This window comes from Gammaproteobacteria bacterium (assembly GCA_019911805.1).
Lineage (GTDB): Bacteria > Pseudomonadota > Gammaproteobacteria > Thiohalobacterales > Thiohalobacteraceae > JAHJQQ01.
Window position 1 is genome coordinate 1 of the sequence record JAIOJV010000098.1, and the last position, 24,259, is coordinate 24,259.

Sequence of the window (24,259 nt, forward strand, 5' to 3'; positions counted from 1 at the left end):
GGGGTGGTGGTCACGCTGCTGGCCATCCTCGAGCTGATCAAGGAATCACTGCTGGAACTGATCCAGGCGGACGCCTTCAGCCGCATCTACGTGAAGGCGCGTGGCGGTGAGGCGGAGCTGCCCGAGGACTACCAGCCGACCGCCGCAAACGTGCCGGCCTGACCCATTCTTCATCTGACACCCGACCGATCATGACCGACATCGCACTCAAACACATCCTCGAGGCCGCGCTCCTGGCGGCCGGCCGGCCCTTGTCGCTGGACGACCTGGGCGCGTTGTTTCCGGAACTCGAATGCCCCGACAAGGCGGCGTTGCGCACGGCCCTGGAAGAACTCGGCACGGACTACGCCGACCGCGGCCTGGAGCTGATCGAGGTCGCCAGCGGCTTTCGTATCCAGGTGCGGCAGTCGCTGGAACCCTGGGTCTCGCGCCTGTGGGAGGAGAAGCCACCGAAATACTCACGCGCGCTGCTCGAGACCCTGGCGCTGATCGCCTACCGGCAGCCCATCACCCGCGGTGAGATCGAGGATGTCCGCGGCGTGGGCGTGAGCACCTCCATCATGAAGACCCTGCAGGATCGCGAATGGGTCCGCGTCGTCGGCCACCGCGACGTACCGGGGCGCCCGGCGATGTACGGCACCACGCGCGAATTCCTGGACTACTTCAACCTGAAGTCGCTGGAGAGTCTGCCGAGTCTGGCGGAGCTGCGCGACATCGACAGCATCAACGCCGAACTCGATTTCGGTGGCGTGCTGGAGCCGGGCGGCCGCCCGGCCCGGGCTGCGCGCGGCGATGGTACGGCCATCGACATGCCGCAGTGGCCCGACGATACCGACTTCCAACCCGTCGAGACCGATCCGGAGCACATCCGGATCCCCGAGACACTGCACTGAGGCCGGTCGCAGGACATCACCATGACTGAACGGCTGCAGAAGGTGCTGGCGCGTGCCGGTCTGGGTTCGCGTCGCGAGATCGAGGGCTGGATCAGTGCCGGGCGTCTGCAGGTCGACGGCGTGCCGGCGGTGCTGGGGATGCAGATCACCGGCACCGAGACCATCCTGCTGGATGGCAAGCCGGTCTCCAGCGCGCCGCCCGCCGCGGTGCGCGTCATCGCCTACCACAAGCCCATTGGCGAACTCACCACCCGCAAAGATCCCGAAGGCCGCCCGACCGTTTTCGAACACCTGCCGCATCTGCGCGAGGGTCGCTGGATCTCGGTCGGTCGCCTGGACTTCAACACCAGCGGCCTGTTGCTGCTGACCAACGACGGTGAACTCTCCAACCGCCTGATGCATCCCGCCCAGGCGCTGGAGCGCGAATATGCCGTGCGCATCTTCGGCGAAGTCGATGGGCTGATGCTCGAACGCATGCTGACGGGGGTGGAGCTCGAAGACGGCCCGGCGCGCTTCCTGGCGTTGCGCGACGCCGGTGGACAGGGGGCGAACCGCTGGTATCACGTAGTGCTGACCGAAGGTCGCAACCGCGAGGTGCGGCGCCTGTGGGAATCGCAGGGTGTACAGGTCAACCGTCTCATCCGCGTGCGCTACGGACCGATCGAACTGGGCCGGCGTCCACCGGCCGGAAAATGGCGCGAACTGACTGCCGACGAGGTGCGCGCGCTGTATCAGACGGCCGGGATGCCGGTACCCAGGCCGGTGCAACCCACCAAGGCCGCGACCACGCCCCGTGCCCGGACGGACAAGCCAACGGGCGCGCCATCCGGCAAGCACCCGGGCCGTTCCGCGGCGCGCCCCGCCGACCGCCAGCCGACCTCCCGCGAGGACGCACGCCGGGGCAAACCCGGCGCCCGCCCGGAAGGCCCCCGGTCCGGAGCGGGGTCAAGCTCCCGATCAGGCCCCCAATCGGAATCCGGGCCTGGCTCCCGGTCAAGAACGCGCCCGCGGCAACGCTGAGCCCCATGACCGTGCGCCTGCCCCCACGTCGGCTGCGCGCGGTCTACGCCCGGCTGCTGGCGCGTCACGGCCCACAGCACTGGTGGCCCGGCGATTCCCCCTTCGAGATCATGGTCGGCGCCGTGCTCACCCAGAACACGGCCTGGATCAACGTCGAGCGCGCCATCGCCAACCTCATCGTCAACGACGCGCTGGATCCGGCGACCCTGCTCGCCGTCGACGTGGACCGTCTGGCCGAATGGCTGCGACCCTCGGGCTACTTCAACGTCAAGGCGCGCCGGCTGCGCAATTTCTGCCGCTGGTACCGGGACGGCGGTGAATATGCGGTGCTGATGCAGCAGGACACGGCGACCCTGCGGCAGGCGCTGCTGACCATCAACGGCGTCGGTCCGGAGACCGCCGACGACATCCTGTTGTATGCCTTCGAACGCCCGGTGTTCGTGATCGACGCCTACACGCGGCGCCTGTTCACGCGTCTGGGTCTGATCGAGGGCGGCGAAGGCTACGAGGCACTGCGCCATGCCTGCGAACGGGCACTCGGGCCGGATGTGGCGCTGTTCAACGAATACCATGCCCTGATCGTGGTGCACGCCAAATATCACTGCCGGGTCAGACCCCAGTGCGGAGACTGCTGCCTGCGCAGGCTCTGCCCGGGAAAGCGGCTGTGACCGGGCGCGACCGTGCGGTGCGGTGTGGCGAAAGGAATTTTTACCGCAAAGGACGCGAAGGCGCGCAAAGGAAATTCTGAAATAAACCCAAAAACCGTATTGGCCACGGAAACACACGGAAATACACGGAATGCGAAACCCGCTGTATCCCCATCTTCCGTGTATTTCCGTGTGCTTCCGTGGCTGAAATAAGTTTTAGGTTTAATACGCGTTGATGATCTTCCTTTACGCGCCTTCGCGTCCTGCACAGGCGTTTTTAAATAAACCCGAAAACCGCATTGGCCACGGAAATACACGGAAGATAAGAATGTGGGGGGTTTTACATTCCGTGTATTTCCGTGTGCTTCCGTGGCCAAAATAAGTTTTTTAGGTGTAGCGCTCGTTGATGATTTCCTTTGCGCGCCTTCGCGTCCTTTGCGGTAAAACGGTTTGTAACGATCGGTAAGGCGTCAGTCGGCGGCCTGGACCCGGTTGCGGCCGGCGTGCTTGGCGGCATAGAGCGCCTGGTCGGTGCGATCGAACAGTTGACTGGCGGATTCCGTGTCGGTGAGGCAGGCGACGCCGGCGCTGATGGTCATGACGATGGGCTTGCGCTCGCCCTGGCATTCCAGTTTTGCCACCTTGCGGCGGATGCGGTCGGCCAGCAGGTAGGCGCCGGCCGTCGTGGTGTTGCGCAATATCATCACGAACTCCTCACCCCCGTAGCGGAACAGCAGGTCCGTGTTGCGTGCGCACTGCTGGGCGCAGCGCACCACCGCACGAATAGCGTTGTCGCCCTGCGTGTGACCGTAGGTGTCGTTGACTTGTTTGAAATGATCGATGTCGAACAGGACGAGCGACAGGGGCGTGCCGTGACGGCGTGCCAGGCTGACCTCGGCGCGGAGCGCGTCGTCGAAGGCGGAACGGTTGCAGATGCCGGTCAGCGCATCCTTCTGCGCGAGTGCGAGGGCGTCATGATAGAGCAGGGCATTGCGCAGCGGATACAGCAGGCAGCACAACAGCTTCTCGATGATGGCGATCTCGTCCTCAGTGAATTTCGTCCGCCGCCGGAACACCAGGTTGCCGAGATCGAGGTCGCCGAGCTTGAGGGTGTAGCGTGCCGTATGGCGGGCGCGCTCGCCGCGGCGCTGTGCCAGCCCTGGGGTCGTAGGCTCGTATTCCAGACCGTCCAGCGGCACGTTGCGTTCGGTCTGCTGCTGGAACAGGTCCAGCAACAATGGGATGTCGAGCGTGGTCTGCAGTGACTGCGTCATCTGCAGCAGGTGATCGGCGAAATCGTCGGTGCCATACGCAGCGTCCGCGGTGGGCGGTTCCAGTGCGATGGTCTTCAAATTGTCGGCCTGGGTTTGCATGGGCAACGCCATTGCGGTGATCCGTTGTCGGCACGAGCCTGGCGGACTGCCAGATCTGTGCCAATTCTTTGGGGCAGTAGACTAAACCCCTTAAATTCAGTTTACTAGCGTTATTTTCCAAGGGCACTCAGCGACCGTCAATAAGTTGACTTTGCCCTCTGCCGCCCGGGTGAGGAGGGATTTTGCCGCCTGCGGCAAGGCGCCAACCGCGCCGGTTGTCCACCAACCTGATAACCCGTAGTGTCGGGAGACAGACTTCGATAGCACCCCCCGTTGGAGGTGAACGCATGCTGCGGCGACTGTTGTACCTACTTGGACTGGTGGTTCTCCCTCTGGTGGTCTTCCCCGTGGGGGCACACGGCGAGACGCCGGCGGAGGTGCGCACCGAGGCGCAGACCCCGGTGCAGACTCCGGCGCAGACCCGGGCCCCCGCGGGGGAACTGGGCCCCGGTCTGGTGAATCCCGGCTATCACGAGAAGCCGGCGTGGTTCAAACACTCCTTCCTGGATATCCGCGAGGACATCGCCGAGGCGACGGCCGCCGGCAAGCGCGTGGTACTGTATTTCTATCAGGACGGCTGCCCGTACTGCGAGAAATTATTGAACACCAATTTTGCCCTGCACGACGTGGTGGAAAAGACGCGCACCGGCTTCGATGTCATTGCAATCAATATGTGGGGTGACCGCGAGGTGACCGGCCTCTCCGGCGGGATGACCACCGAGAAACAGTTCGCCACCGACCTGCGGGTGATGTTCACACCGACGTTGCTGTTCCTGAACGAATCCGGCGCGGTGGTGTTGCGGGTCAACGGCTATTATCCCCCGCACCGCTTCCTGGCCGCGCTCGAGTACGTCGGCACGCATGCCGAGACGAAACAGTCGTTCCGGGAGTATCTGGCCGCGGTGGAGCCAGTGCCCGCCCACGGCCGGCTGCACCAGGAGCCCGGTTACCTCCAGCCGCCCTACGGGCTCGCTACGCGGGGCTCCGGCAGGCCGCTGGCGGTGTTCTTCGAACAGACCGAATGCGCCGCCTGCGATGAACTGCATCTGGATATCCTGCAGCGTGCCGAAAGCCGCGCCCTACTGGGGCACTTCGATGTGGCCTTGCTGGATCTGTGGGGCAAGACGCCGGTGACCACGCCGGCCGGCGTGCAGACGACGTCCGGGCAATGGGCGCAGGATCTCAAGGTGCAGTATGCCCCGACGGTGGTGCTGTTCGATGCGGACGGTCATGAGGTATTTCGCGCCGAGGCCTATCTGAAGGCCTTCCATATCCAATCGGTGCTGGACTATGTGGCCTCGGGCACCTACCGGGAGCAGCCGAGCTTCCAGCGTTTCGTTCAGACACGCGCCGACGCCCTGAGGGCGCAGGGCATCCCGGTCGATCTGATGGAGTGAGGCGTCGCCTCAGGAGGGGGTGGTGGCCGGCCAGTCGAAGTTCTGTGCATCGAACTGCTGGCCGGTCACACCGCGGCTGTCGGGGCCGAGCAGGTACAGGTAGGCCGGCATGATGCTCTCGGGGGTCGGCAGCGCCAGGGCGTTTTCGCCCGGGTAGGCCTGGGTGCGCAGGCGCGTGCCGGTCGGCCCCGGGTCGATGCTGTTGACCCGCACCGTGGTGTTGGTCTCCAGCTCCTGGGCGAGGATCTGGCTCAGTCCTTCGAGGCCGAATTTCGCTACCCCGTAAGCACCCCAGTAGGCACGCCCCCGCCGGCCGACGCTGTCGGATGTGAACAGCAGCGAGGCATCCGGCGACTTCATCAGCAGCCCCAGGCAGGCGCGCGTCAGCAGGAAAGGGGCATGCAGATTCACCTGCATGACCTTGAACCACAGTTCGACATCCTGATGCGCGATGGGCGCCAGCGTACCGAGCAGCGCGGCATTGTGCAGCAGGCCGTCGAGGCGCCCGAACTCGGTCTCCAGCGTCGCCGCCAGATCGCCATAATCCTTGGGCGTGGCCCCTTCGAGGTTCATGGGATAGATCGCCGCCTGCGGGTGGCCGGCCTGTTCGATCTGATCGTAGGTCTCTTCCAGCTTGCGGATGGTCCGCCCCAGCAGCACCACGGTGGCGCCATGAGCCGCGCAGGCCAGGGCTGCGGCGCGCCCGATGCCGTCGCCGGCGCCAGTGATCAGGATGATGCGCTCGGACAGCAGGTCCTTGGGGGGCGTGTGTGCGGGCATGCCGGCTCGTCGGTCAGGCTGGAGGAGCCGGCATTATCCTATAAAAACCGATTTTTTCCACTGACTGAACACGCAGCGATTGGATTGGGCGAGCGACACAGCAGAGCTTCTGATGTAGGAGCGCCATTCCTGGCGCGATTGGATTGGGCGGACAGCCCGCCAGGATCGCGGCAGGAATGCCGCTCCTACAGGTGTCAGGCCACGATGGGTTTTACATTCCGTGTATTTCCGTGTGGTTCCATGACCAAATGCATTTCGATGCGAGTGCAACCGAGCCTGATCGACGAGCCGGTTCTGCAATGATTATTCCTTCGTGTCCTTTGTGTCCTTCGTGGTGAAATGGCGAATCTATAAGATATCGACATACGCCCGGATGCGCTGGACGTTCATGCCGGCGCTCTGCTGTTGATACTCAATTTCCTTCACCACGAAGGACACAAAGGACACGAAGAAATTCTTATGACTGAACACGCAGCGATTGGATCGGGCGTTCCCGCCGGGGTCGCGGCAGGAATGCCGCTCCTACCGGTGTCAGGCCACGATGGGTTTTACATTCCGTGTTGTTCCGTGTGCTTCCGTGGCCAAAAAGGGTTTGAGTGCACGCCAGTATGGGCTTGCCTGTGAAGTTCCGGGGGTCCCGCGACAGATCAGGCTGCTGGATCGTGCGGCCGTTGCCGCTGGCTTACGAACGGCGGGCGGTACGGGCCGGCCCGGCGAGGTCCTGCAGGTGGTCGCCGGGGTGGCTCAGCCAGGCGGCGGCATCGTCAGCGCGCAACGCCGGCGCGATATGGTAGCCCTGGGCGCAGTCGCAGCCGAGATCGGCGAGCCGCTCCAGGGTCGACTGCTCCTCCACACCTTCCGCCACCACGCACATGCCGAAATTATGTGCCAGCGTGATGATACTGCGCACGATCTTCTCGTCGCCGGCGTCCCGGTGGAGATCACGGACGAAAGACTTGTCGATCTTGATCTCATCCACTGGCAGGCGCTTCAGATAGGCGAGTGACGAATACCCCGTTCCGAAATCGTCGATCGACAAACCGACGCCCAGCGCATGCAGACGCCGCAGCACATCCAGGCCGCGATCCGGCTGGTGCATCACTGCACCTTCGGTGATCTCCAGCACCAGTTGCCGCGGCGGTGTGTTCCAGATCGCCAGCGCCTGCTGCACGAGTTCGACCAGGTCTTCGTGATGCAGGATGCCCGGCGACAGGTTCACGGCCATCGTCAGCCCCGGCTGCAACTGCTGCAGCATGCGCAGGTGATGCAACGAGGTCTTCAGAGACCAGAAGGTCAACGACTCGATCAGCCCCGTCTGCTCCGCCAGGGCGATAAACTGATCAGGCGGTATCTCGCCGTATTGCCCATGATTCCAGCGTGTCAGGCTCTCGAAACCGGCCACCCGTCCGTGTTCGAGGTCTATCTGGGGCTGCAGGTAGGCGCGCAGATCGTTGCCGTCGATGGCCTCCTGGAGATCCGTCTCCAGCGCCAGCAGACAGGGCTCGGTCACCGCCAGCTGCTCGCTGAAGAATGTGCATGCCGCTGCGCTGGAGTCTGCCTCGGCCAAGGCCCGGTCCACCGCCTGCATGAGCTGTTGGCCGTCGTCGGCGTGCTCCGGGAACAGTGCGACACCGGCGTAGCTGCGCAGCCGCAGCCGCAGGTCGCCGATCAGGAAGGGCTCACTCAGGATCTGGTTGATCTTGTGGGCGGCCAACTGGGCATGACCGGGGTTGATCAGCCCGGGGAGCAGCAGGGCGAATTCGTCGGCGCCGATGCGGGCGACGGTATCGGACTGGCGCAGTGCCGCACGGATGCGCTGGCCGGCCTCCTGCAGCAGGGCGTCACCGACCGTGTACCCGTATTCCCGGTTGATGTGGCGGAAGCGGCGCAGATTGACGACGATGACACCCAGCAACTCCCCGAACTGGCCGCTGCACCTGATCTGGTCTTCCAGACGGCGGAAGAAGGTGTGCCGGTTCGGCAGGCCGGTCAGCGGGTCACATTCCATGGCGGCAGCTCATAGAAAGTAGGCGGCCGGGTCGATGCCGTAGGCGCCGGGTTCCAGTGAGCGGGCGATCTCGAGCCTCCGGCTCGCGGACTCCTCGCGCATCAGGTCGACGGTCGGTGCGATCTCGTAGGCAACCTTGTCGGGGTCCAGTACCAGCATGACCTTGGGGCGCAGGCGGCGCACCCGATTCTGCGACAGCACGATACCCACCTGACCGGTGCTCAGTTCGACCAGTGTACCGGTGGGGTAGACCCCCAGGCATTGGATGAACTGTTCGACCAGTTCCTCCTGAAAATCGACGTTGCGCCACGCGTACAGGTTGCGGATCGCCTCGTGCTGCGACACCGCGACGGCGTAGGGCCGATTGCTGGTGATGGCGTCGTAGCAGTCGACGATGGCGGCGATCTTGCCGTACACCGAGGTCTGTTCGGAGTTCAGTCCACGCGGGTAGCCCTTGCCGTTGTGGCGCTCGTGGTGGCTGTGGGCGACTTCGATGGCGGTGGGTGAGATGTCCTTGCTGTCCGCCATCAACTCCACGCTGTGCCCAACGTGCGCCTGCACCAGTGCAAACTCCGCCGCGGTCAGTCGCCCGGGCTTTTCCAACAGCTCGGTGGGCAGTTTCATCTTGCCGATGTCGAACAGCAGTGTGCCGACGGCCACCTGCTGCAGTTCCGGACGCGGCAGGCCGAGGTGGCGCCCGAAGGTGATGGCCAGGGCACAGGCGTCGATGGAATGGGCGTAGGTGTAGGAATCCTTGTCCTTCAGTTTGGTCAGCCACATGAAGGCGTCGGGGTTGCGCAGGATACTCTCGATCATGCCGCTGACGGCGTGTTCGGCCTCGCGCACGTTCAGTTTACGGCCGGCACGGATGTCGTCGAGGATGGCGCCGATGCGGTCACAGGCGCCCTGATGACTGGCACGCGCCGGTGCGAGTTTGTCTTCGACGCTCACACTGTCCGGATAGACGGGCTGGCCGCAGGTGGTGCGGCAGATATTCCGCAGCTGGGTGTCAGCGGCACGGGCGCGGGCCGGATCTTCGTCGCGGTAGCGGCTGGCCGGTGCGCCGCGTTCGGTATCGATGTAGACGAAATGGCAGTGGCGCTGCAGTTCGGCGATGTCGTACTGCGTGTGGATGTGGAAACCCTGAAACAGGAACGGTGTCTCCACCCACGGCCGGTCGAGTCGCGCGACGTACATGCCCGGCTTCAAGTCCCTGCTGTCGACCTGCTTCTCCACGGAGGCTTCCCTCGACCAGTGTGCGGGCTTTCCAACCCGTCTGTTTCTGAACACGACCTGCCTCGGCTCTTGTCGGCGCCGGAGGGTGGAAGTTGAGCAATCCGATGGGATTAGAGAGGTATGGCGTTCCTACGGGAGCCGAGCCCTTGTAGGGTGCGTCGGCGCCAGCGACGCACCGTGGCGCGGGAAGCTGGTGCGTCAGGCTACGCCTCGACGCACCCTTGTATTGTATTCGCGCTGTGGCGCGGAGTGAGGCGTGAGGCGTAAAACCCAAACCCGATTTTAGCCACGGAAGAACACGGAACAACACGGAAAACTTATTGCAAAAACCGTAGCGTGGCCATTGGCCCGGCGCTATGCAACAACGCGCGTCGCGTGAAGTCTGGGCTTTTACAAGAGTATTTTTTCCGTGTTGTTCCGTGTTCTTCCGTGGCCAAAAAGGGTTTGGGGTTTGGGGTTTGGGGTTTGCGCCTCACGCCCCACTCCACCCCACAGGCGCAGAATTTTGGTGCGTCAGGCTGCGCCTCGACGCACCCTACAAGATCGAGCCACGAGCACCGGTTTTGGAAATAGATGTTTTCCGTGTTGTTCCGTGGCCAAGAAGGGGTCAGGTACGTGCCATTCGAATTGGAGCGGCTTCTAGCCTTCGCTGAGGATGCCTGCAGCGGCCCGCCGCCCGCTCAGCACCGCGCCTTCGAGTGTGGCGGGGAGGCCGGTAGCCGTGAAATCACCGGCCAGCCACAGTCCGGCCACCGGGGTCTGCTGGGCCGGCCGGACGTGGTCGACGCCGGGGGTGGCGGCGAAGGTGGCACGTTTTTCCCGGACGACCAGATGGTCGACGGCAGCCGGCCAATCCGGATAGAGCGCGGCGAGCTCCGCACCCACGCGGGCGGCCAGTACGTCCGCGGCAAGAGACAGGTGCTCGCCGCGGCCGCTGATCACGACCGCGACCGTCCCTGGCAGCCCGCTGAACTGGCGATCGACCAGCCATTGGCCGAGCCCATCCAGCAGACCCTGCAGTGCAGCATCGATGCGCACGGACTCCGGGTAACGCAGATAAACGGTCGTGATGGGTTCGTGGCGCAGTTCCCCGATGTGGGCGGCGATCGCCGCGAGCGGGGGATGGGGCATCAGCAGCCGCCGGCACATGGTCGGATTGACCGCCAGAATGGCCTGCGTCGTCTGGCATGTACCGTCCTGCCAGCGAATACCGGCAAGACGGTCGCCGTCCAGTTCCAGGGCCCGGATACGCCGGCTGAGAACCACGCTGCCGCCACGGCGCTCGATGAACTCCATCGCCGGTTCGGGCAGCAGGGCACCCAGATCGGTGCGCGGGATGAGCAGGTCACCCTGGTGGGCGTCGCCGCCGAAGGTGCGTTGCAGCACTTCCAGGAACAGCAGCGCCGAGGCCTCGTTGAGCGGTGTGTTCATGGTGGCGAGGCACAGCGGGTTCCAGAGTGCCTGGATCAGGCGGGCGTCCTGGCCTTCGCTGAGCAGCAGCGCCTGGGCACTGATGTCGCTGCCAAGCTCGATGCGCCGACGCAGCAGGCGCACGGCGAAGCGTGCCAGTCGCAGCCGCGATGCCGGTGGCAGGCCGCGGGCGGTGAGGACGGCGACGGCAAGGTGCAGCGGGGCCGGCAGCCGCCGGGCGCGCAGGCGCAGGTCGGCCCGCCGCAGACTGCGCAGGTGGAGATCGAGCGGCAGGCGCAGGAAGGCCTCGGTCGGTGACACGCCCAGTGTGTCCAGCAGCCCCAGCAGCGCACGATAGGCGCCCACCATGATGTGCTGACCGTTATCGACGCGCCGCTCGCCGAAGCGCACGCAGCGCGCGCGTCCGCCCAATTGGCGCGCCCCCTCGATGAGCGTGACCGGGCGGCCCGCATCGGCCAGCGTCACCGCCGCGGCCAGGCCGGCCCAGCCACCGCCGATCACGAGGACCGGCGGTGGTGTCGTAGGGGCCTCAGCCATCGGCCGGGGTGGCGCGGCTTTCCCGGCGGGCCGTGCGCCAGGCGATCCAGAATTTGCGCAGCGGCGTCAGCGCGACGCGCCGTTCCAGCACACGCAGACCATCACGCTCGATCTCGTTCAGCGTGGCCTGATAGATCTCCGTCATGATCAACCCGGCACGCTGCGCCGGCCGGTCTTCGGCGGGCAGCAGGGCGAGGGCGCTGCGATAGTGCTGGCGCGCCCGTTCGAGCTGATGGACCAGTAGCTGCTGCACCTGCTCGGTATGCTGGCCGCTCAGGATATCTTGTTCGTTCACCCCAAAGCGCCGCAGTTCGTCCTCGGGTAGGTAGATGCGGCCACGGCGTGCATCCTCGCCGACATCCCGCAGGATGTTCGTCAGCTGGAAGGCGGTACCCAGCTGGGTGGCATATTTCAGTGTCTGGCGATTGCGGTAGCCGAAGATCTCCGCCGACAGCAGGCCGACGACGCCGGCGACCCGATAGCAATACAGCGCCAGATCCTTGAAGGCGGCGTAGCGGTACTGCTGCAGGTCCATTTCCATGCCATCGATGATCTCCAAAAAATATTCCTGCGGCAGGTTGTAGACAGGGATCTGCTCGGCCAGCGCCTGACCGACCGGGTGCTGCGGGTTGCCGGCGAAGGTGCGCTGCAGCTCGTCGCGCCACCACTGCAGCTTGAGGTGTGCCACGCCAGCATCGCTGCATTCGTCGACGACATCGTCGACCTCGCGGCAAAAGGCATACAGGGCGATGATGGCGCGCCGCTGCGGCTCAGGCAGGAAACGGAACGCGTAATAGAAGCTCGACCCGCTGGCGGCGGCTTTGGCCTGGCAGTAGTCGAAGGGCTCGCGGGGCTGGGGTTGGGCGGACATGGGGGCAAGCATAAACGATCGGCCGGTCTCCGGCATCAGTGTCGGCGCAGGGCCCGCCAGACGATCCTGGCCCAGTCGTTGCGCGTCAGCCGCGGCCGCGCGAACACATCCGTGCGGTTCTGGTCGAGCCGTTCGAGGATACGACGCCCACCCAGCACCGTCAGGCGCAGCTCGAAGCCGAAGCGGCCGGGCAGGCGCCGGGCCAGCGGGGCGCCTGCCCGCAGTAAACGGAAGGTGCGGGCGTATTGGCTGCGCATCAGCTGTTGCATGCCGAAATCCGTGCGCCGCTCGCGAAAATGGCTCTCATCGACGCCGTGGTGCTGCATCTCGTCCTGCGGGAGGTAGATACGCCCGTTCTCGGCGTAATCCTGGCCCAGGTCCTGATAGAAATTGATCAGCTGCAGCGCGCTGCAGATGGCATCGGAGCAGGCGAGGTCACGCGTATCCGTGCACCCCTGCAGATGCAGCAGCAGGCGCCCGACCGGATTGGCCGAGCGCCGGCAATAGTCCATGACTTCACCGAAATTCGCATACCGTTTCTGGGTGACATCCTGGCGGAAGGCACTGAGCAGATCGCGGAACAGCCCGATCGGCAGACGCTGGCGCCCGATGACATCGGCCAGCGCCAGGGCCAGGCCCGGATCCGCGGACGTCGTCGGCGGCACGCCGGCGGCGATGCCATCCAGCAACTCATCGAGCTCCGCCAGCCGCGCCAGCCGGGCTTCCGCTGCGAGATCACCCTCGTCGGCGATATCGTCGGCCTGGCGTGCAAAGGCATAGATCACCGCCACCGGCCGGCGCAACGCGCGCGGCAGCAGCCAGGAGGCCACCGGAAAGTTCTCGTAATGGGAGCGGGCGCTGGCCAGGCAGTCGGCATAGGCCCGTTCGAGTGCACGGTCAGGCATGAGTGGGGAACGTCATCCGCACGTAGATGGCATTGAACACGAGCGACGACGAGGCCTCATGTTCATCCTGAAAATCGTATTTGCCACGGAAGCACACGGAAGCACACGGAAATGAAGCCACATCGCGAGACTCTGCCCCAGCCTCTGGCAGGTGATGCGGGCTGTCATGTAAAGCATAGGATCTTGTCCGTGTTTTTCCGTGTGCTTCTGTGGCCGAGACATGGCTTTACGAAGTGCCATTATCTTCCGTCCCCTCCTGGATAGCGTCTTCGTTCGTCGTCTCGCCGGCCTGCACCGTGCGGGCTGCGCGTTCGACCTGTTCCGGTTCGGCGATCTCGGACTTGGAGGCGATGCCGAGTTCGGTGAACTTGCGCGCACCCGGCAGGATGCGGCTGTCGAAAGAGCCGACGGCCTTGTTGTAGGCGTTGACGCTGGTATCCAGGCTCCTGCCGATCTTGGCAAGATGTTCCGTGAAGGTGCTCAGGCGCTGGTACAGGTCCTCGCCGACCTTGCGAATGATCTCGGCGTTCTCGGTCAGTGCATCCTGACGCCAACCGAAGGCGATGGCGCGCAGCAGTGCGACGAAGCTCGTCGGCGTCGCCAGGATCACCCTGGCCGCCAGGGCATCCTCCAACAACTGCCGATCGTACTCCAGCGCCGAGCTCAGGAACTGGTCACCGGGAATGAACAGCACGACGAAATCCGGTGCCTGTGGGAACTGCTGCCAATAGGCCTTGGAGGACAACTCGCGGACCCGCTCGCGCACCTTGCGCGCATGCCGTTCGAGCTCGTGCCGACGGGTGTCGTCGTTGCTGGCCTCGATGGCGTTGAGGTAGGCGTCCAACGGCGTCTTGGCATCGACGATGATCTCGCGCTTATCCGGCATGCGGATGATCATGTCCGGACGCTGGCGGCCGGCATCGGTCTGCACCCCCTCCTGTTCGAAGAAATCGCAGCGGTCGACCATGCCGGCGAGTTCCGCCAGACGCTTGAGCGTCAGTTCACCCCACTGGCCGCGCACCTCGGGGCGACGCAGTGCCTGCACCAGGCTGCGGGTCTCACCCTGCAGCAGGCGTTGGGATTCGGCCATGGTTTCGAGGTGTTTGGTCAGCGAGCCGTAGGCCTCTTTGCGTTCGTGCTCCATGTGCCGGATCTGCACCTCGGTCTTCTCCAGGGCCTCGCGGATAGGCTTGACCAGCGTCTCGACGGCCTTTTCGCGCTGGCTGAGGCTGCCTTCGGCGTGCGTCTGGAAGGCACGGAGATTCTCCCGGGCGAGCTTCAGGAATTCGCCGCTGTTGTGCTTGAGCGCCTGGCTGGCCATCGTGCCGAAGGTCTCGCGCAGCTGCGTGCGTGCGTCCTCCAGCGAGGCCAGCCGTTCCTCGGCCCGGCGCCGCTCGACGGTGAGCTCTGCCTCCAGCCGCGCGGCCTCCGCGTGCAGGGCCGTTTGTTTGCGGTGCTGCACGAGATACACCAACAGCCCGCCCAGCAGGGCGGCCAGCACCACGGCGAGGATGAAGACGGGCAGATCGATGGGCGGCAGCGGCATGGCCGGCATCATAGCATTGGTGCCGGCCGGGGAGGGCGGGCCGGACCCGTCCGCAAGGGACGCAGGGCGACCTCAGGGATGGCGGGCCGTACGGTGCTGGCGTCCGTGTCTTTCCATATGCTGGTGCGGCCGAGGGAGTTGCATACATTCAGTCCTCGGGTGTGTCGGCGCCAGCGACGTGCCCTGGCTCGTCGCCCCGGGCGTCGAGCCAGGTGAGAATATCCTCGGGCCTCTCGATTAATGCATCCGCACCCCAGGCGTGCGGATCGTCCTCGTCGCCGATGTACCCAAACAGCGCGACCAGCGTCGCCATGCCGGCGTTGTGGCCGGCCTCGATGTCGCGCCGGGCGTCGCCGACGTAGAGGCATTCGTGCGCCTGCGAGCCGGCGCGTTCACTGGCGAGCAGCAGGGGGGCGGGATGGGGCTTGCGTTCGTCGAGGGTGTCGCCGCTGACGACGACGACGGCGCGCTCGAACAGGTCGAGCGCCTGCAGCAGCGGTTCGGTAAGCCAAGCGGGCTTGTTGGTGACCACACCCCAGTTCAGCCCCTGACGCTCCAGCGTGTCCAGCACGTCGGTCATCCCGGCGAAAGGGCGGGTCGCACGCGCGATGTTGGCGCGATAGCTGTCGAGCAGATATTGGCGCCGTGGATGATAGCCGTCATCATCCGGGCCGAGGCCGAAGCCGAGTCTGATCAGGGCGACACCGCCGTGCGAGACCACCGGACGGATGGCTTCGTACGGCAGCGGGGCCTGGCCGAATGCACGCAGGGTCTCGTTCAATGCAAAGGCGAGATCGGGCGCGGTATCGAGCAGGGTGCCGTCAAGATCGAACAGGACGGTGCGAATGCGCTGCACCGGGGTCAGTGTGTGGGGCATGGGCGTGAGGATAACTCGTTGTAGGCATCTTTGTGTAGGCATAGTCACCACAAAGGACACGAAGGACACGAAGGTTTCGATTACTCCGGAGTCAGGATGTATCGCTACCATCGTGCGCTGTCATCCCCGCAACAGCGGGATATGGATCGCGGCAGGAATGCCGCTCCTACAGGTGTCGCGCAGGTTTTCGTAGGAGCGCCATTCCTGGCGCGATGACCTGGGTTCGCCGTGCGCATGAATCACGGTAGAACTGCTGCTCTTGACAGGGTGGGCGCCTGATTTGCCACCCGCATTTTTCCGTGTTGTTCCGTGTGCTTCCGTGGCCAAAAATCTTTCCACGTCCGTGGCGATTCAGCGGCGATAGGCGGCGAGGTAATTCACGTCGACGTCGCGGCCCAGGCGGTAGGTTGCGGTGAGCGGGTTGTAGCTCATGCCGGTGATGTCGCACAGTTCGAGTTCCGCGGCGCGCGCCCACTCGTCGAGTTCCGAGGGGCGGATGAATTTGCGGAAGTCGTGGGTGCCCCTGGGCAGCATGCGCAGGACGTATTCGGCCCCGACGATGGCGAGCAGATACGACTTCGGATTGCGGTTGATGGTGGAGAACACCACCAGCCCACCGGGCTTGACCAGACGCGCGCAGGCGGTGATCACCGAGTCCGGCGCAGGTACGTGTTCGAGCATCTCCAGACAGGTGACGATATCGAAGGCGCCGGGCTGTTCATCTGCCATGCCTTCGGCGGTGATCTGCCGGTAGTCGACCTCGAGGCCGGATTCGTAGAGGTGCAGCCTGGCCACCGACAGCGGCGCCTCGCCCATGTCGATGCCGGTGACCTGGGCGCCGCGCGCAGCCATGCCTTCGCTCAGCAGGCCGCCGCCGCAGCCGACGTCCAGTACGCGCTTGCCACGCAGCGCTTCGAGGCGGTCAATGTAGTCCAGCCGCAGCGGGTTGATGTCGTGCAGCGGCTTGAATTCGCTGTGCGGATCCCACCAGCGCGCCGCCAGTTCCTCGAACTTGGCGATCTCGGCAGGGTCGACGTTGGGGGTGGCGTGAGGCATGGGCGTAAGGATACCCCGGTGCGTGCAGCTTTGTGTAGGTATATTCACCACAAAGGACACGAAGGACACCAAGGAATATTCATTACACCGTGGTCAGTGGTATTGGTTACACATCGTGCAAGAGGAGAAAAACCCCTTTGGCCACGGAATCCACGGAACAACACGGAAAAATGCGGATGGCAAATCAGACACCCACCCTGTAGGAGCGGCATCCCTGCCGCGATCCATATCCCGCTGTTGCGGGAATGACAGCGCACGATGGTAGCGATACATCCTGACTCCGGAGTAATCGAAACCTTCGTGCCCTTCGTGTCCTTCGTGGTTAAAACGGTCTCAAAGGTCCGTCCCCGCGTCCGGCGCGCCGAGGCGCGCCTGCCACTGGCGGGCGCGGGCCAGGATGTCGGTCTCATCGAGACGGGTCAGGACGCGGCCCTTGAGCAGGTGCTCGCCGGCGACCCACACATCCGTGACCTGGTGCCGGCCGCTGGCGTAGACGATCTGTGACAGCGGCTCGTAGAGGGGGGTGGATTCGAGTTCGTCGAGGCGGATGGCGCAGACGTCCGCCCACTTGCCGGGCACCAGTGAGCCGATCTGATCGCCCAACCCGAGGGCGATGGCGCCGTTCAAGGTGGCCATGCGCAGGGCCTGATACGCCGGCAGGGCGCTGGCGTCACCACTGACTGCCTTGGCCAGCAGCGCGGCGCTGCGCAATTCTCCCAGCATATCGAGGTCATTGTTGCTGGCCGCGCCATCCGTACCCAGTGCGACATTCACGCCCGCCTGCTGCAGGCGTTGCACGGGGCAGAAGCCGCTGGCGAGCTTGAGATTCGATTCGGGACAATGCACCACGTGGACGCCGGCGGCGGCGCATTGTGTGATCTCGGCGTCGGTCAGCTGGGTCATGTGCACGGCCAGCAGAGAGGGCGAGACCAGGCCGAGTTCCTGCAGCCGGGCGAGCGGCCGCCGGCCTTGCTGCGCCACGGCCTGCTCGACCTCGTGCGCAGTCTCGTGGACGTGCATATGGACCGGGATATCGAGTTCGTCGGCGAGTACCCGGACCCGCGCGAGCGGTGCATCCGAGACACTGTAGGGGGCGTGTGGCGCGAACGCCGTACCGATCAGCGGATGATGGCGGTAGGTGTCGTGCAGCGCCAGGCCCTTGGCCAGATAATCGTCGGCGTCACCGGCATAGCGGGTGGGAAAGTCGATCAGGATCAGACCCACCGTGGCGCGCATGCCGGCGGCCGCGGCGGCCCGCGCGGTGACCTCCGGATAGAAGTACATGTCATTGAAGCAGGTGGTGCCGCTGCGCAACATCTCGGCGATGGCGAGTTCGGTCCCGTCCTGGACAAACTCCTCGCTCACCCAGCGGGCCTCGGCCGGCCAGATGTGATGCTGCAGCCAGTCCATCAGCGGCAGATCGTCGGCCAGGCCGCGCAACAGTGTCATCGCCGCGTGGGTGTGGGCGTTGATCAGGCCGGGGATCAGCGCGTGCGCCGGCCGTTCGATCTCCGTCGCACCACGATACCGCTGGCGCGCCTCCACCGTCGGCAGCAGCGCCACGATGCGGCCCTCGTGAATGGCGAGACTGTGCTCGCCGAGGACGCGCCCGTCCGGTTCGACAGGGATGATCCAGGCGGCATGAATGAGGGTATCGACGGTCTGCATGAGTCGGGCGTGGCGATGTTGCGCGTCAGTATACTGAAAAGCGCCCCGGACGCACGCCTCAGGCCGCGTCGACCTGCTGCAGGTGCACGTCACGCTGCGGGAACGGGATGCTGATGCCGTTGGCGTCGAAGGCCGCCTTGATGTTCTCCAGCAGATCGGAACGCACCGCCCAGTAGTCGCCGGTCTTCACCCAGGGTCGGGCATTGATGTTGACGCTGCTGTCGGCCAGCTCCGCCAGCGAGATCGCTGGTGCCGGCTCGGCCAGGATGCGTGCGTCCTCGGCCATGACCTCTCCGATGAGGCGTTTGGCGGTGCGGATGTCGTCGCCATAGCCGATGCCGAAGACCAGGTCGATGCGGCGGGTGGGCCGCGCAGTCACGTTGATGATGGTGCCGCCATAGATCCGACCATTGGGAACGATGACCTGTCGGTTGTCGCCGGTGGCCAGGACGGTGCTGAAGACGTTCACAGCCTGCACGATGCCACTGGTGCCGGCCGCCTCGATGAAATCGCCGACACGAAAGGGGCGGAAGATGATCAACAGCACGCCGGAGGCGACATTACCGAGTGAATCCTTGAGGGCCAGGCCGATGGCCAGACCGGCGGCCCCGACGATGGCGAGCAGCGAGGTGGTCTGCACACCGAGATGGTCCAGCGTAGCGATGACGACGATCGCCAGCAGTATGAAATAGACGATGTTGGACATGAAGTCGATCAGCATGCTGTCCATGCCACCACGGCGCATAAGCCTTTTGGTGGCGGACAGCAACCGTAGTGCGATCCAGCGACCAATGATGAAGATTGCGAGCGCCACGGCGATACGCGTCACCCAGGGGATGACGTGGGTCTGCAGCATTTCGGGGGTGATGAGTCCGGCGAGTATGTCCATGAGATCCTCCAGGGTCCGTCAAGATGTGTGAGCGTGGGATGGTCCGAGGTCATTCGGTGGCGTGATTCCGGCGTAGGGCGGCCGCCGGGACGGATTCGTTCGTGGCGCGTCGCTGTACCGTACGGGGTCGATCCTGGAGTGTGGACCGGCAAGGAGATTGACCACGGATACACACGGACAGACGGGCGAAAGTGGTGTCATGGCGGGTTTTATTATTCGTGTGCTTCCGTGTATTTCCGTGGCCATCGGTTTTTGTCAGGGTCCGTCGCTGCGCCGACGTATCCTGCAAACGAATCGGCCGCCTTGCGGCGGCCGAAGATGGCCTGATCGGACGTGGAAGACGCGCTCAGTTCGCTGGACGGGTACCGCGCAGGGTGACCTCGACACGGCGGTTCTGCGCGCGGCCTGCCGCGGTGCCGTTGTCGGCGATGGGGCGGGATTCGCCATAGCCGATGGTCGACAGGGTGCGCGGGTCGATGCCCTCATCGATGAGGAAGTTCTTCACGGCAATGGCCCGACGCATGGACAGGTCCTGATTGTACGCCTCGGCGCCGGTGCTGTCGGTGTGACCGGCGATGTCGATGTGCTCGATGTCGATGGTCCTGATGCGGGCCGCCAGATCACGCAGCTCCCGCTCACCGGCCGGTTTCAGGATGTCCTTGTTCACGTCGAACAGGGCGCCGGCGCTCAATGAAACGGATTCTGCCACCACCTGCGGGGCCGGTGCCGGAGGAACCGGGGCCGGGGTGGTTGTTACGACGGGTTCGGCCTTCGGCATCAGATCGGGATCGCATTCCGCAATCGCCAGGTCTTTGCTCCAGGAACTGGTGCGCACGCAGTTGCCGGAACCGTCCAGCACGAGATGGCCACGGGCATCGCCGACATAGGCCGCGTTCGCGGTGCCGCCTTCATGGGCGGTCACGGTCATGCTGAGGGTGAGACCCCCGCAGGCGGCGATCAGTGTGATATGAAGCAGAGGGTGACGCATGGGTGAAGTTCCTTGGTATTGTTGATTGATCGTGAGGTCACGTGTGTGATTGGAGTTTGGTGACGCGGCAATAGTCTATCAGTAGACGCTGTTTCAAAGCCAGCGCGTCCTATGCCAGAATCCCATGCCGGAAATCCATGCCAGAATCGCAGGGATAGACACACGACAGCGCGCTGAGTGGGGGTGGACGCGATGCATTTCGAGGTAAGTTCCACACGTCATGACAGCATCCGGGCAGTCACCTGGCAGGATGATGCGCTCGTGTTGCTCGATCAGCGCCAGCTGCCGGTACGCGAGGAGTACCTCAATTGCAACGATGCCGCGTCGGTGGCACAGGCGATCCGCGCCATGGTGGTGCGCGGTGCCCCCGCCATCGGCATCGCCGCCGCCTACGGGGTCGTCCTGGCGGCGCGGCAGGCCTACGCCACCGCCGGCCCGGACTGGCGAACAGCGATCGAAGCGGATATGGCGCTGCTGGCGGCATCGCGCCCGACGGCGGTGAATCTGTTCTGGGCACTGGCGCGCATGCGCGCCCGGTTCGTCGCCATCGAAGGCGATCCACTGCCGGCGCTGCTGGCGGAGGCCGAGGCGATCCATGCCGAGGACATCGCCGCCAATCGGCGTATGGGCGAACTCGGTGCTGCGCTGCTGACCGACACCCACGGCGTGCTGACGCACTGCAACACCGGTTCACTCGCGACCGGCGGTTACGGCACGGCACTCGGGGTGATCCGCAGCGCCTGGGCGACCGGCCGCATCGAGGCCGTGTTCGCCGACGAGACCCGACCCTGGTTGCAGGGTGCGCGACTGACGGCCTGGGAACTGGTGCGGGACAATATTCCGGTGACGCTGCTCGCCGACGCTGCTGCCGCGCACCTCATGCGGCAGGGGAGTGTGCAGTGGGTGATCGTTGGTTCCGACCGCATCGCCGCCAACGGCGACGTGGCCAACAAGATTGGTACCTACGGTCTGGCGGTGAACGCGCGCCACCATGGGGTGCGCTTCATGGTGGTCGCCCCCACCTCCACCATTGACATGGGCATCGCCAGCGGCGCGCAGATCCCCATCGAGCAGCGTGACCCGGCCGAGGTGCTGGCGCTCGGCGGTCAGCCGGTCGCCGCCAGCGGCGCGGTGGCCTGGAATCCCGCCTTCGACATCACCCCCGCCGAGCTGGTGGATGCCATCGTCACCGAGCGCGGCGTTGTGGAACGCCCCACCGCGGCGAAGATGGCCGCACTGATGGCCGGGCCGAGCGGGGACATCCGCGTGTGAGGCGTTGAGGCTGGGTCTGCGGCGTTTTTCATAAGGTGCGGTGGGTGGGGCGTCTATGCTAGAATGTCGCCGGTTTAGCGCCTGTCCGGACGGCATGAGGTACCTCGTCGCAACCGGAAGCATATAAATAATAGTAAGGACCGGCCCCCCGTCGATGGCTGAATTCGCCAAAGAAATCCTGCCCGTCAATCTCGAAGACGAGATGAAACAGTCCTACCTCGATTACGCCATGAGCGTAATCGTGGGACGTGCGCTGCCCGACGTGCGCGACGGGCTCAAACCCGTGCACCGGCGCGCGCTGTTCGCCATGAGCGAACTGGGCAACGACTGGAACAAACCCTATAAAAAATCCGCCCGCGTCGTCGGCGACGTCATCGGTAAATACCACCCGCACGGCGATACCGCCGTGTACGACACGATCGTGCGCATGGCGCAGCCATTCTCGCTGCGCTACATGCTCATCGACGGGCAAGGCAACTTCGGTTCGGTCGACGGCGACGCCCCGGCGGCCATGCGCTACACCGAAGTGCGCATGGCGAAGATCGCTCATGAGTTGCTCGCCGACCTCGACAAGGAAACGGTCGATTTCGTCACCAACTACGACGAATCGGAACGGGAGCCCACGGTCTTCCCGACCCGCCTGCCGAACCTGTTGATCAACGGTTCCACCGGCATCGCCGTCGGCATGGCAACCAATATCCCACCCCACAACCTCACCGAGGTCATCAACGCGTGTGTGGCGTTGATCGACGATCCCGACCTCGATATCCGTGCCCTGATGCAGCACATCCCCGGCCCGGACTTCCCGACTGCCGGCATCATCAACGGTGTGCGCGGGATTCAGGAGGCGTATCTCACCGGCCGCGGCCGCATCCATGTACGCGCGCGCACTGAGATCGAGGGTGAGGAAGGCGCCAGGCAGACCATCGTCGTCACCGAACTGCCCTATCAGGTCAACAAGGCCCGGCTGCTGGAGCGGATCGCCGAGCTGGTCAAAGACAAGAAGCTCGAGGGCATCAGCAACCTGCGCGATGAGTCCGACAAGGACGGTATGCGCATGGTCATCGAGCTCAAGCGCGGTGAAGTCGCCGAGGTCGTGCTGAACAACCTCTATCAGCAGACCCAGATGCAGAATGTGTTCGGCATCAATATGGTCGCGCTGGTCGATGGTCGGCCGCATCTGTTGAACCTCAAGCAGATGCTGGAGGCGTTCATCCGCCACCGCCGTGAGGTGGTGACACGGCGCACGGTGTTCGATCTGCGCAAGGCGCGGGAGCGGGCCCATATACTGGAAGGCCTGGCGGTGGCGCTCGCCAATATCGATGAGATCATCGCCGTCATCAAGCAATCACCGAGTCGCGCCGAGGCCCGCGATGCCCTGATGGGGCGCGCCTGGGAGCCGGGCATCGTCACCGACATGCTGGCACGCGCCGGCAGCGAGGCCTCGCGGCCGGACGACCTGGCGGCCGGTTTCGGTCTGACCGCGGCAGGCTATCGCCTGTCCGAGGCGCAGACCCAGGCGATCCTGGAGTTGCGCCTGCACCAGCTGACCGGCCTGGAACAAGGCAAGATCGTCGGTGAGTACCGGGAGCTGCTGGATAAGATCGATGGCTTGCTGGCCATCCTCAACAGCCCTGACCGGCTGATGCAGGTGATTCGCGACGAGCTGACCGAGATCCGCACACAGTTCGGCGACCCGCGCCGCACCGAGATCAACGCCGATCACGTCGATCTGAGCCTGGAAGACCTCATCACCGAGGAGGACGTGGTGGTGACCTTGTCGCATACCGGCTATGCCAAGGCGCAACCGCTGACCCAGTATAGCGCGCAGCGGCGTGGCGGACGCGGCAGGGCGGCGATCACGGTCAAGGAAGAGGATTTCGTCGATAAGCTGTTTATTGCCAACACGCACGATACGATCCTGTGTTTCTCCAGCCGCGGCAAGGCCTACTGGCTGAAGGTCTACCAGCTGCCGCAGGCCGGCCGTACCGCACGCGGCAAGCCGATCGTGAATCTGTTGCCGCTGGAAGAGGGCGAACGCATCAATGCCGTGCTGCCGGTGCGCACGTTCAGCGACGACGAGTTCGTCTTCATGGTCACCACCAGCGGCACTATCAAGAAGACGCCGCTGTCCGGTTTCGCGCGCCCCCGCACCAACGGCATCATTGCCGTGGAGTTGCGCGACGGCGACCAGCTGGTCGATGTCGCCATCACCGATGGCGTGCGGGACGTCATGTTGTTCACCGACGCCGGCAAGGCGATCCGCTTCAAGGAGACGGACGTGCGGCCCATGGGCCGCACTGCCCGCGGCGTACGCGGCATCAGGCTCCAGGACGACCAGAAGGTCATCGCACTGATCATCGTCGATGGCGGCGAGGTGCTCACCGCCACGGCCCACGGCTACGGCAAGCGTACACCGATCGATGAGTATCCAGTGCATACCCGCGGCGGTCAGGGTGTGATCTCCATCCAGACCAACGAGCGCAACGGGCCGGTGGTCGGTGCGATCCTGGCCACCGATGCCGACGAGCTGATGTTGATCAGTAACGCCGGCACCCTGGTACGCACGCGCGCCGAGGAAGTCTCGCAGATGAGCCGTAACACCCAGGGCGTGCGCCTGATCCGCCTGGCAGACGACGAGCAGCTGGTAGGACTGGAACGCATCATCGAACCAGAGGACGACTCGGATGATGACGGTGACGCGGCTGATTAAATACGTTTAACCACTAAGGACACAAAGAACACGAAGTTTTTGAAATAATTATCCTTCGTGCCCTTGGTGTCCTTCGTGGTTAAATGGCTTTTTCCGAAATAGAGCTTGCAGCAGATTAAATACGTTTAACCACAAAGGACGCCAAGGACACG

19 protein-coding genes are annotated in these 24,259 nt (G+C 64.5%); 6 read left to right on the forward strand and 13 right to left on the reverse strand.

Annotation, left to right across the window (positions count from 1 at the left end):
* The first annotated feature begins 191 nt into the window (after positions 1-191).
* The 3 genes from scpB to K8I04_12215 are packed head-to-tail and all read left to right on the forward strand — an operon-like array spanning position 192 to position 2,581.
* Entirely contained in the window at positions 192-893 is a 702-nt protein-coding gene (scpB, locus tag K8I04_12205; protein MBZ0072472.1) for an SMC-Scp complex subunit ScpB, read from the forward strand.
* Between the two features lie 21 nt (positions 894-914).
* A complete protein-coding gene (locus K8I04_12210; protein ID MBZ0072473.1) occupies positions 915-1,913 on the forward strand; it encodes a pseudouridine synthase in 999 nt (332 codons plus the stop codon).
* A gap of 5 nt (positions 1,914-1,918) precedes the next feature.
* Positions 1,919-2,581 (forward strand): endonuclease III domain-containing protein, encoded by a 663-nt coding sequence (locus K8I04_12215; GenBank protein MBZ0072474.1) that lies wholly within the window; start codon positions 1,919-1,921, stop codon positions 2,579-2,581.
* Between the two features lie 449 nt (positions 2,582-3,030).
* Here the strand turns inward: K8I04_12215 and K8I04_12220 are convergent, their stop codons facing one another.
* On the reverse strand, positions 3,031-3,933 hold the full coding sequence (locus K8I04_12220; protein ID MBZ0072475.1) for a GGDEF domain-containing protein: 903 nt from the start codon (positions 3,931-3,933) through the stop codon (positions 3,031-3,033).
* Positions 3,934-4,220: 287 nt separating this feature from the next.
* Here K8I04_12220 and K8I04_12225 point away from each other — a divergent pair, with 287 nt between their 5' ends.
* Positions 4,221-5,330, forward strand: coding sequence for a thioredoxin fold domain-containing protein (locus tag K8I04_12225; protein MBZ0072476.1), 1,110 nt, complete (start codon positions 4,221-4,223; stop codon positions 5,328-5,330).
* Between the two features lie 9 nt (positions 5,331-5,339).
* On the opposite strand, the gene K8I04_12230 is transcribed toward K8I04_12225, so the two are convergent.
* The 12 genes from K8I04_12230 to K8I04_12285 all read right to left on the reverse strand — a co-directional run bounded on the left by K8I04_12230 (position 5,340) and on the right by K8I04_12285 (position 20,122).
* Positions 5,340-6,110 (reverse strand): YciK family oxidoreductase, encoded by a 771-nt coding sequence (locus K8I04_12230; protein MBZ0072477.1) that lies wholly within the window; start codon positions 6,108-6,110, stop codon positions 5,340-5,342.
* Positions 6,111-6,792: 682 nt separating this feature from the next.
* Positions 6,793-8,118 (reverse strand): bifunctional diguanylate cyclase/phosphodiesterase, encoded by a 1,326-nt coding sequence (locus K8I04_12235; protein ID MBZ0072478.1) that lies wholly within the window; start codon positions 8,116-8,118, stop codon positions 6,793-6,795.
* Positions 8,119-8,127: 9 nt separating this feature from the next.
* On the reverse strand, positions 8,128-9,354 hold the full coding sequence (locus K8I04_12240; GenBank protein ID MBZ0072479.1) for an HD-GYP domain-containing protein: 1,227 nt from the start codon (positions 9,352-9,354) through the stop codon (positions 8,128-8,130).
* Between the two features lie 639 nt (positions 9,355-9,993).
* Positions 9,994-11,322, reverse strand: a complete 1,329-nt coding sequence (gene hpnE / locus K8I04_12245; protein MBZ0072480.1) for a hydroxysqualene dehydroxylase HpnE — start codon at positions 11,320-11,322, stop codon at positions 9,994-9,996.
* The gene (gene hpnD / locus K8I04_12250; protein ID MBZ0072481.1) at positions 11,315-12,193 is read right to left on the reverse strand and encodes a presqualene diphosphate synthase HpnD; all 879 of its coding nucleotides are present in this window, start codon (positions 12,191-12,193) and stop codon (positions 11,315-11,317) included. The genes hpnE and hpnD overlap by 8 nt, the downstream gene beginning before the upstream one ends.
* Before the next feature lie 35 nt (positions 12,194-12,228).
* A complete protein-coding gene (gene hpnC, locus K8I04_12255; GenBank protein ID MBZ0072482.1) occupies positions 12,229-13,098 on the reverse strand; it encodes a squalene synthase HpnC in 870 nt (289 codons plus the stop codon).
* 226 nt (positions 13,099-13,324) lie between these two features.
* A complete protein-coding gene (gene rmuC, locus K8I04_12260; protein ID MBZ0072483.1) occupies positions 13,325-14,644 on the reverse strand; it encodes a DNA recombination protein RmuC in 1,320 nt (439 codons plus the stop codon).
* Positions 14,645-14,792: 148 nt separating this feature from the next.
* The gene (locus K8I04_12265; protein ID MBZ0072484.1) at positions 14,793-15,521 is read right to left on the reverse strand and encodes an HAD-IA family hydrolase; all 729 of its coding nucleotides are present in this window, start codon (positions 15,519-15,521) and stop codon (positions 14,793-14,795) included.
* A gap of 351 nt (positions 15,522-15,872) precedes the next feature.
* Positions 15,873-16,577, reverse strand: a complete 705-nt coding sequence (ubiG, locus tag K8I04_12270) for a bifunctional 2-polyprenyl-6-hydroxyphenol methylase/3-demethylubiquinol 3-O-methyltransferase UbiG (protein ID MBZ0072485.1) — start codon at positions 16,575-16,577, stop codon at positions 15,873-15,875.
* A 333-nt stretch (positions 16,578-16,910) separates the two neighbouring features.
* The gene (locus K8I04_12275; GenBank protein ID MBZ0072486.1) at positions 16,911-18,245 is read right to left on the reverse strand and encodes a TRZ/ATZ family hydrolase; all 1,335 of its coding nucleotides are present in this window, start codon (positions 18,243-18,245) and stop codon (positions 16,911-16,913) included.
* A gap of 58 nt (positions 18,246-18,303) precedes the next feature.
* On the reverse strand, positions 18,304-19,134 hold the full coding sequence (locus K8I04_12280; protein MBZ0072487.1) for a mechanosensitive ion channel: 831 nt from the start codon (positions 19,132-19,134) through the stop codon (positions 18,304-18,306).
* 346 nt (positions 19,135-19,480) lie between these two features.
* On the reverse strand, positions 19,481-20,122 hold the full coding sequence (locus K8I04_12285) for an OmpA family protein (GenBank protein ID MBZ0072488.1): 642 nt from the start codon (positions 20,120-20,122) through the stop codon (positions 19,481-19,483).
* Positions 20,123-20,314: 192 nt separating this feature from the next.
* Here K8I04_12285 and mtnA point away from each other — a divergent pair, with 192 nt between their 5' ends.
* Together mtnA and gyrA are read left to right on the forward strand one after the other, a co-directional pair.
* The gene (gene mtnA, locus K8I04_12290; GenBank protein ID MBZ0072489.1) at positions 20,315-21,394 is read left to right on the forward strand and encodes an S-methyl-5-thioribose-1-phosphate isomerase; all 1,080 of its coding nucleotides are present in this window, start codon (positions 20,315-20,317) and stop codon (positions 21,392-21,394) included.
* 154 nt (positions 21,395-21,548) lie between these two features.
* Positions 21,549-24,107 (forward strand): DNA gyrase subunit A, encoded by a 2,559-nt coding sequence (gene gyrA / locus K8I04_12295; GenBank protein MBZ0072490.1) that lies wholly within the window; start codon positions 21,549-21,551, stop codon positions 24,105-24,107.
* Positions 24,108-24,259 lie beyond the last annotated feature (152 nt).

What these genes read in the sequence shown, in the direction of transcription:
- scpB (MBZ0072472.1), top strand. Translation starts at nt 192, where the DNA reads ATGACCGACATCGCACTCAAACACATCCTCGAGGCCGCGCTCCTGGCG.
- K8I04_12210 (MBZ0072473.1), top strand. Translation starts at nt 915, where the DNA reads ATGACTGAACGGCTGCAGAAGGTGCTGGCGCGTGCCGGTCTGGGTTCG.
- K8I04_12215 (MBZ0072474.1), top strand. Translation starts at nt 1,919, where the DNA reads ATGACCGTGCGCCTGCCCCCACGTCGGCTGCGCGCGGTCTACGCCCGG.
- K8I04_12220 (MBZ0072475.1), bottom strand. Translation starts at nt 3,933, where the DNA reads ATGCAAACCCAGGCCGACAATTTGAAGACCATCGCACTGGAACCGCCC.
- K8I04_12225 (MBZ0072476.1), top strand. Translation starts at nt 4,221, where the DNA reads ATGCTGCGGCGACTGTTGTACCTACTTGGACTGGTGGTTCTCCCTCTG.
- K8I04_12230 (MBZ0072477.1), bottom strand. Translation starts at nt 6,110, where the DNA reads ATGCCCGCACACACGCCCCCCAAGGACCTGCTGTCCGAGCGCATCATC.
- K8I04_12235 (MBZ0072478.1), bottom strand. Translation starts at nt 8,118, where the DNA reads ATGGAATGTGACCCGCTGACCGGCCTGCCGAACCGGCACACCTTCTTC.
- hpnE (MBZ0072480.1), bottom strand. Translation starts at nt 11,322, where the DNA reads ATGGCTGAGGCCCCTACGACACCACCGCCGGTCCTCGTGATCGGCGGT.
- hpnD (MBZ0072481.1), bottom strand. Translation starts at nt 12,193, where the DNA reads ATGTCCGCCCAACCCCAGCCCCGCGAGCCCTTCGACTACTGCCAGGCC.
- hpnC (MBZ0072482.1), bottom strand. Translation starts at nt 13,098, where the DNA reads ATGCCTGACCGTGCACTCGAACGGGCCTATGCCGACTGCCTGGCCAGC.
- rmuC (MBZ0072483.1), bottom strand. Translation starts at nt 14,644, where the DNA reads ATGCCGCTGCCGCCCATCGATCTGCCCGTCTTCATCCTCGCCGTGGTG.
- K8I04_12265 (MBZ0072484.1), bottom strand. Translation starts at nt 15,521, where the DNA reads ATGCCCCACACACTGACCCCGGTGCAGCGCATTCGCACCGTCCTGTTC.
- ubiG (MBZ0072485.1), bottom strand. Translation starts at nt 16,577, where the DNA reads ATGCCTCACGCCACCCCCAACGTCGACCCTGCCGAGATCGCCAAGTTC.
- K8I04_12275 (MBZ0072486.1), bottom strand. Translation starts at nt 18,245, where the DNA reads ATGCAGACCGTCGATACCCTCATTCATGCCGCCTGGATCATCCCTGTC.
- K8I04_12280 (MBZ0072487.1), bottom strand. Translation starts at nt 19,134, where the DNA reads ATGGACATACTCGCCGGACTCATCACCCCCGAAATGCTGCAGACCCAC.
- K8I04_12285 (MBZ0072488.1), bottom strand. Translation starts at nt 20,122, where the DNA reads ATGCGTCACCCTCTGCTTCATATCACACTGATCGCCGCCTGCGGGGGT.
- mtnA (MBZ0072489.1), top strand. Translation starts at nt 20,315, where the DNA reads ATGCATTTCGAGGTAAGTTCCACACGTCATGACAGCATCCGGGCAGTC.
- gyrA (MBZ0072490.1), top strand. Translation starts at nt 21,549, where the DNA reads ATGGCTGAATTCGCCAAAGAAATCCTGCCCGTCAATCTCGAAGACGAG.